A 7,882-nucleotide genomic window follows, 5' to 3' on the forward strand; every position below is an offset into this window, starting at 1 on the left:
GAAGTACTAAATGGCGAAACAAGCTGCTATAGAGCAAGATGGTGTAATATTGGAGGCCTTATCCAATGCCATGTTTAAGGTAGAGTTGCAAAATGGGCATGTCATAACAGCTCATATATCGGGTAAGATGAGAATGCACTACATCCGTATTCTTCCTGGAGATAAAGTGAAAGTTGAGATGTCTCCCTATGACTTGACTAAGGGACGTATTAGTTATCGCTACAAATAAGAGATTGATAAGATTAAAATATGAAAGTTAGAGCATCTTTAAAGAAGCGTACCCCTGAGTGCCAGATTGTTCGTCGCAAGGGGCGTCTGTATGTAATCAATAAGAAGAACCCTAAGTTCAAACAACGTCAAGGGTGATCTTAAAACTAAGTATAATCAAATATAGAGTATGGCTATAAGAATTGTCGGCGTTGATTTGCCGCAAAACAAGAGAGGTGAGATTGCCTTGACCTATATTTTTGGTATAGGCCGCAGTAGTGCCATCCGTATTTTGGATAAGGCTGGTATTGATAAGAATATCAAAGTTAAGGATTGGACGGATGACCAATCTGCCAAAATTCGTGAGATTATTGGTGCTGAGTATAAGGTGGAAGAGATCTCCGTAGTGAAGTACAACTAAACATCAAGCGCTTGATGGACATCGGTTGTTATCGTGGCATTCGTCATCGTGCAGGTTTGCCTTTGCGTGGTCAAAGTACGAAGAATAACGCTCGTACTCGTAAGGGTAAGAAAAAGACGGTTGCAAATAAGAAGAAGGCTTCTAAGTAATAGTAATAAATTAGAGAGTTATGGCGAAGAAAACAACTGCCAAAAAGAGAGTGGTAAAAGTAGAAGCTACTGGTCAGGCTCATATCCATTCTTCTTTTAACAATATTATTGTCTCCATTACCAACAATGAGGGACAGGTGATAAGCTGGTCTTCAGCGGGGAAAATGGGCTTTAGAAGCTCCAAAAAGAACACTCCTTATGCAGCCCAAATGGCGGCTCAAGATTGTGCAAAAGTTGCTTACGATCTTGGTTTGCGTAAGGTGAAAGTTTATGTTAAAGGACCAGGTAATGGTCGAGAATCTGCTATTCGTACAATACATGGAGCAGGGATTGAAGTAACAGAAATCATAGACGTTACTCCTATGCCTCATAACGGATGTCGTCCTCCAAAGAAGCGTAAGGTATAAACAGAGTGGCATAAATTGTAGATGTGTGCTTGCTGCAGATAAATTTATTATTTGTTGATTACGTACATTTTCTGTTGTAATAAAGAGGAATGACCTATTCACTTTTTCCCTCTCTTTAGAATAGGACTGCGGCTGCCTCAATATTATACAGTTAAAGAGAAATAGAAGACAGGCACAAACAATACAAAAAGTTGATAAATAATTATGGCAAGATATACAGGTCCTAAGTCAAAAATAGCTCGCCGTTTTGGTGAGCCCATATTTGGTCCCGATAAGGTACTTAGCAAGAAGAACTATCCTCCTGGACAGCATGGAAATGGCCGTCGTCGTAAATCAAGCGAGTATGGTATTCAGCTTGCAGAAAAACAAAAAATGAAATATACTTACGGTGTACTTGAGCGTCAGTTCCGTAATCTTTTCAAGGCTGCTCAGCGCTCTAAGGGGGTTACGGGTGAAGTGTTGCTCCAGCTTTTGGAATGCCGTTTGGATAATATTGTATTCCGCTTGGGCATTGCTCCTACTCGTGCAGCTGCTCGTCAGTTGGTTTCACACCGTCACATCGTTGTAGATGGACGTGTTGTAAACATTCCTTCTTATTCTGTTAAACCTGGACAGATAATTGGAGTAAGAGAGCGTGATAAGTCGATGGAAGTAATTGTTGATTCTCTTACAGGATTTAATCATGGTAAATATTCATGGTTGGAATGGGAAAACAGCAGTATGAGTGGTAAATTCCTTAATGTGCCTTTGAGAGAAGATCTCCCAGAAACATTTAAGGAACAACTTATCGTCGAATTGTACTCTAAATAATAGGAACATCATGGCAATATTAGCATTTCAGAAACCCGAAAACGTTGTAAGGTTAGACGTTGGCTTGGACGAGCAATCGGAAAAGCAGGCGTATGAGCTTATTGGACGTTTCGAATTCAAGCCTCTCGAACCGGGGTATGGTATAACCATTGGCAACGCACTTCGTCGTATATTGCTCTCCTCGTTAGAGGGTTTTGCGATCACATCTATTCGTATAGATTCTGTTGATCACGAATTTGCTACTATTCCTGGAGTTACGGAAGATGTTACCAATATTATACTCAATCTGAAAAAGATTCGTTTCAAACAAGTCGTTGACCATGCTGATGAGGAGATTGTTTCGATTCAGTTCCCTGAGGATAGGAATGTAATTGTTGCAGGAGATCTTAACGACAAGTTGGTGAATTTTGAGGTTACTAATGTAGATCAACATATTTGTAGTTTCGACCCTTCTGTTACTAAGGGAGTGCAGATGGAGTTACGCATAAACAAGGGACGTGGATACGTTCCTGCTGATGAAAATCGTCGTCATGATGATGAAATCAGTGTTATTGCGATTGACTCTATTTATACTCCCATCCGTAAGGTTAAATACGAGGTAGACAACTATCGTGTGGAGCAGAAGACTGACTATGAAAAACTTACGTTAGACGTTGTTACAGACGGAACGGTTGAGCCAGAGGTTGCTCTTCGTGAAGCAGCTAAGATTCTTATAGAGCATTTCTCTCTCTTTGCAGATACAGCAATGCAAGTAGAGGTTGCTACAGATTCTGAGGATGTTGTTATGGATGAAGAGACAATTCGTATTCGTCAAATGCTCGAGAGAGAGATTGATTCGTTCAATTTGTCTGTTCGTGCTCGCAATTGTTTGAAATCCAATAATGTGTTTACATTAGCAGACTTGCTAAAACACAGTAAATCTGAACTTATCAAGTTCCGTAATTTTGGGAAGAAGACTTTGGATGAACTCTCAGAGTTTTTGCAGGAGATAGGGCTTGATTTTGATACAGATTTGAGTAAGTATAATTTAGATTTGGATTAAAAGAGTAAGTACCCAATGAGACATAATAAAAAATTTAATCATTTAGGTCGTACGAAAGCACATAGAGAAGCTATGCTTTCGAATATGGCGACTTCGCTTATCCTACATAAGCGCATTTCTACTACATTGGCAAAGGCAAAAGCACTTCGTGTGTATGTAGAGCCTATTATCACACGTTCTAAAGAAGACACTTCTCATTCTCGTCGAATGGTTTTTGCTGAACTTCAAAGCAAAGAAGCTGTAAAGGAGTTGTTCGGAGAAGTTTCTACAAAGGTGGCTAATCGTCCTGGTGGATATACTCGTATTTTGCGTACAGGATATCGTTTGGGAGACAATGCGAGATGTGTATAATAGAGTTGGTTGATTACAATGAGAATATGCTTGGAGCAGAAGCTAAGTCTACTGCAACTCGTCGTACTCGTCGTTCTCGCAAGTCTACAGCTACTGCAAAAACAGAAGAAAACCAAGCAGAAGCATAAGTTTTTCTTTTGATTTCAATAGAGAAAACCTCCTTGAATTTTATTCAGGGAGGTTTTTATTTTTGAGCTGTGGGTGATGTTTTGTTGCTTCGTATGTTTCCTTGGTTCTAATTGGAATGATTATTGTATTCTTAGGGGTAATTGCAATGAATGTAGGAAGAAAACTCTTCTTTGGAGCTGTCTATGAGAGGACTCTACATAATTGTAGAATACAACTTCAAAATATTGCTCAAAATTTTTGGAGGATTTGTATGTCATATAGTTAGTCTTTTTATGGATGTTTTTTTAGACAGAAAAGCAAAATACCATAGGGGATAATGTGGGAGTTCGAAAAAAAACTCTACCTTTGCGCTGTAACGATAGAATAGAACACTCGGAATAAAAAGAAATCAGATCAATAATTGAAATATAGTATGCAACTAAAAAGGTTCATGTTTGCGACGGTATTGCTCGTTGCAAGCTTTTTTTCTGTGACTGCTTTTGCTCAGCAGTTGGAACCACTACCTGTGGATCCTGCAGTTAGAATGGGTACTCTACCCAATGGTCTTACGTACATTGTACGTCACAATGCTAATCCTAAGAACAGAGCGAATTATTACATTGCTCAAAAAGTAGGTTCTATTTTGGAAGAAGATTCACAACGTGGATTGGCACACTTCCTTGAACATATGGCTTTTAATGGCACAAAGAACTTCCCCGATAAGAAACTTATTGGTTTTTTGGAGAGCATAGGTTGTCGTTTTGGTGCTGACTTGAATGCTTACACTTCATTTGATGAAACCGTTTACACGATTATGGATGCTCCTACGGATCGAGGTAAGGGGATCATTGATAGCTGTCTTCTCATTATGCATGATTGGAGTAATAGTATCTCTCTTGTAGATAAAGAAATTGATGAGGAGCGCGGAGTTATCCACGAAGAGTGGCGTTCTCGTGACAATGCAGGTATGCGTACCCTTACAGCTCTTCTTCCTAAAATATTGCCTAACAATAAGTATGCTGAGCGTATGCCTATTGGAACAATGGAGGTTGTAGACAACTTTAAATATAAAGAAATCAAGGATTTCTATCATAAGTGGTATCGTCCAGATCTTCAAGGTATTATCGTTGTTGGGGATATAGACCCTGATTATATTGTTGCCAAGATAAAGGAAATCTTTGCAGATGTACCAGCCCCCAAGAATGCTGCAGAGCGTTACTTCGTTCAAGTAGAGGATAACGAGACTCCCATTGTAGCTATGGCTAAGGATAAGGAGTCTACCAACACCATCCTTAAGATAATGTATAAACATGATGTGTTGCCTATGGAGATGCGTGGTACTATCGTAGGTATGATGTACAACTTCATCGACCAAGTTACTTCTCATGTGATTAATGAGCGCTTCGAGGAGTTACAAAGAAAGCCTACTGCTCCTTTCATGCAGGCTGGTGCTGCCGATATGGATTATATGGGTATTGCCAAGACTAAAAAGGCACTTCATTTTATTGCTGTACCTAAGGAGGGAGAGTTGAATCCTACCGTAGAAGTTATGGCGACAGAAATTCGTCGTCTTAAAGAGCATGGTATCACTCAGAGCGAATTTGATCGTGCTCGCACTAATATCTTGAAGGCTTTCGAAACCATGTTCAACGAGCGTAACAACGCTAAGAATGCTTCTTTCTGCGAAGAGTATAAGGAGTTCTTCTTGAACGGGGGCTATATTCCTGGTATCGAGGTTGAGAATGAAATGGCAAAAGCCTTGGCTCAGCAAATAACTCCAGCTATCATCAATGAATATCTCAAAGAGATTATTACTGATGGTAAGAATCTCGTTATTACGGTAGAAGGACCTGAGAAAGAAGGCTTGAAATATCCTACTGAGGCAGAGTTACAAAAACTTTATGAAACATCCTTTGCAAAATCGGTAGAAGCTAAGAAGGAAGAAGTTGCAGATACAAAGTTGATTGACAAGGATATCAAGGCTGGTAAAATTGTTAAGGAGAAAAAGAATCAAAAGTTCGGGGCTACGGAATTGACTCTTTCTAATGGTGTAAAAGTTTACCTTAAAAAGACAGACTTCAAGGATGATGAAATCCGTATGACAGCCTCTACCCATGGAGGAACTCGCCTCTATAAATCTGCTTCAGATATCAAGAATGCTAAGATCTTGAATAGTGCATTGGGCCTTGGAGGCTTGGGTAAGTTCGATGCCATCGCATTGGACCGTGCTTTAACAGGTCGCCGTGTTAACGTGTCTGCCTCTGTGGGTGCTTATACTACCGGAATTTCAGGTTCTTCTTCTGTTCAGGACTTCGAAACGATGCTTCAGTTGGTGTATCTCCGATTTACTTCTATACGTAAGGATGATGAGGCTTTCCAAACATTTAAGAACAACACTATTGAGCAACTCAAGATGAAGGAGCGCAATCCTCTTGCTTCTCTTGGAGATTCTATTATGGTATTGCTTTACGACAATAATCCTCTCTTTAAAAATCTTACTATCGAAGATATGAACACAGTTAGCTACGACAGAGCTTTAGCTATGGCACGTGAGCGTTTTGCGAGTGCTGATGGTTTCCAGTTCTTCTTTGTAGGTAACTTTGACGAGGCTGCTATTAAACCTCTTATTGCTAAATATATTGCCAGTCTGCCTAAGGGTAAGGCGGTTAAAAAGATGGATCGTACCAAAGAGCCTAACTCTCGCACTGGTATGAAGACTATGAAGGTGCAAAAGGAAATGGAGACACCTACTGGAGTCGTTGTTGATTTCTTGAAAGCTCCTGCTACTTATAATATGAAAGAGGAATTGACTTCTCAAATTCTTAGCGGAGTATTAGAGCAAACTTTGGTGGCTTCTATTCGTGAGCGTGAGGGAGGTACTTATTCTCCAGCTACAGGTACTGAGCTTGCCGACTATCCTAAGCCACAAGTTTCTACTTATGTGCAGTTCTTCTGTGATCCTGAAAGAGCAGAGCAGCTCAATAAGATTGTTTACGATGAACTGAACGCTATCGTGAAGAATGGTGTGAACAAAGAATACTTTGATAAGACTGTTCTTAACATCCAGAAACGTCACGGCGAAGTGGTTAGAGAAAATGGCTATTGGTTGAACAATATGAAGAGTTTCTTCTTCGATGGAGAGAACTGGGTAGATGGCTATGATGCTACCTTGTCTTCTATCACTCCTAAGGATGTTCAAAACATGTTGAGCCGTATTATGAATAGCGGTAACCGTTTGGAACTCTACTTCCGTTCTGCAGAGACAGCGAAGAAAAACTAATGAAATCAGCCCTTGCTGTTGAGTGAGGAGATTTAGACAAAAAGTTCCCGAGAGAGTGCAAACTCTTTCGGGAACTTTTTTATACCCTTAGGCCAGGGAGAAGCACTCTTTAATGTTCGGAGAAGTTGTCTTTGTAGGAGGCCCCCTTTATCTTGTTTCTGCTGGTTTTAATAGCTTGTTTCTCTCTTTTCAGATGCTCTCTTTTCAAGGGCTTAAGGGTGTTGTGATTTAGGATGGAAAGTTTCTTCTAAAAGCACGGGAGGTTTTGAGAGTTTGCTTGAAGGGTTTGCATCACAAGGACAGAAGGTTTTGAGAGTTTACTTTAATGGTTTTGTTGGAAAGGGTTGGTGGGTTGGGGTGGGATTTGTATGTGTTTGAAAATGAGTGGTTTAATTTGCTATGTTGACTGATGGGACTTTTGCAATTATAGAATGCCAATGTTGGGCAACTTACCTTTTATTATTCTTTTTTCTTTTCTTAGCTCCGCACTCTTCTACATTCGATGGGAGTATTAAAAAGAATTGTTGCTCTCGCTTATTGGGTCTTCAGAGCAAAATCAAATAAACCTATTGGGAGATACGAAGAGTTGCTCGCTTTTGCTGCCGTTCTTTTCGCCTTTCTGAATTCCTTTGCGCTACTTTCTGTTTGTTTCGTGTCTCTCTTATCCCTTCTTTTGTTTTGCTTCTTTTTGTTCTATTTCCTTTAAGTCTCTTCTCATTTTCTTTCTTTCTCTCAATTCTTTCTCTCCTTTTCTCTTTCTTGTTTCTGTTTTCTCTTTCTCTTTTTCGTTCCTATTTCTCCTCTTTCCTCACTTTTTTTGTACATTATTCTCCAAGATCTCATTCTGTAAATTATTGTTTTATAGCGTGTAAGTTCTTTTTAACACAATTTTCTTTGTGAATATTTGGATATATGGTATAAAAGGCAGTAATTTTGCATTCGCAAATGAGGGGAGGCCAGCGGGCTTCACTGAAATGTGGACGGGCTCTGAGTTACTCAGGGCAAGAAAAAAAAGACAAGGGTATTGCGGAATAGAAATAAAGTATTACCTTTGCACTCACGTTCCGATTGGGGCGTCTTCTCTGGCTCAATGGAGCTGGGAGTATG

The 7,882-nt window shown here is 39.8% G+C and carries 6 protein-coding genes and 2 pseudogenes; all 8 read left to right on the forward strand.

Annotation, left to right across the window (positions count from 1 at the left end; all coding sequences use genetic code 11):
• Positions 1-10: 10 nt before the first annotated feature.
• The 8 genes and pseudogenes from infA to JCM15907_RS06725 all read left to right on the forward strand — a co-directional run bounded on the left by infA (position 11) and on the right by JCM15907_RS06725 (position 6,775).
• On the forward strand, positions 11-229 hold the full coding sequence (infA, locus tag JCM15907_RS06685) for a translation initiation factor IF-1 (RefSeq protein ID WP_025843221.1): 219 nt from the start codon (positions 11-13) through the stop codon (positions 227-229).
• Positions 230-249: 20 nt separating this feature from the next.
• Positions 250-366, forward strand: coding sequence for a type B 50S ribosomal protein L36 (gene ykgO / locus JCM15907_RS06690; protein WP_025843222.1), 117 nt, complete (start codon positions 250-252; stop codon positions 364-366).
• Between the two features lie 31 nt (positions 367-397).
• Positions 398-777: pseudogene (gene rpsM, locus JCM15907_RS06695) on the forward strand (30S ribosomal protein S13).
• 20 nt (positions 778-797) lie between these two features.
• Complete coding sequence (gene rpsK / locus JCM15907_RS06700; protein ID WP_025843224.1) at positions 798-1,184, forward strand: 30S ribosomal protein S11; 387 nt, start codon at positions 798-800, stop codon at positions 1,182-1,184.
• Between the two features lie 204 nt (positions 1,185-1,388).
• Positions 1,389-1,994 (forward strand): 30S ribosomal protein S4, encoded by a 606-nt coding sequence (rpsD, locus tag JCM15907_RS06705; protein ID WP_025843225.1) that lies wholly within the window; start codon positions 1,389-1,391, stop codon positions 1,992-1,994.
• Between the two features lie 10 nt (positions 1,995-2,004).
• Positions 2,005-3,036, forward strand: a complete 1,032-nt coding sequence (locus JCM15907_RS06710) for a DNA-directed RNA polymerase subunit alpha (RefSeq protein WP_025843226.1) — start codon at positions 2,005-2,007, stop codon at positions 3,034-3,036.
• A 15-nt stretch (positions 3,037-3,051) separates the two neighbouring features.
• Positions 3,052-3,515 (forward strand): annotated as a pseudogene (gene rplQ / locus JCM15907_RS11210) (50S ribosomal protein L17).
• A gap of 413 nt (positions 3,516-3,928) precedes the next feature.
• Complete coding sequence (locus tag JCM15907_RS06725; protein WP_025843227.1) at positions 3,929-6,775, forward strand: M16 family metallopeptidase; 2,847 nt, start codon at positions 3,929-3,931, stop codon at positions 6,773-6,775.
• Positions 6,776-7,882: the final 1,107 nt, after the last annotated feature.

Source organism: Porphyromonas gingivicanis JCM 15907 (assembly GCF_000614585.1).
Lineage (GTDB): Bacteria > Bacteroidota > Bacteroidia > Bacteroidales > Porphyromonadaceae > Porphyromonas > Porphyromonas gingivicanis.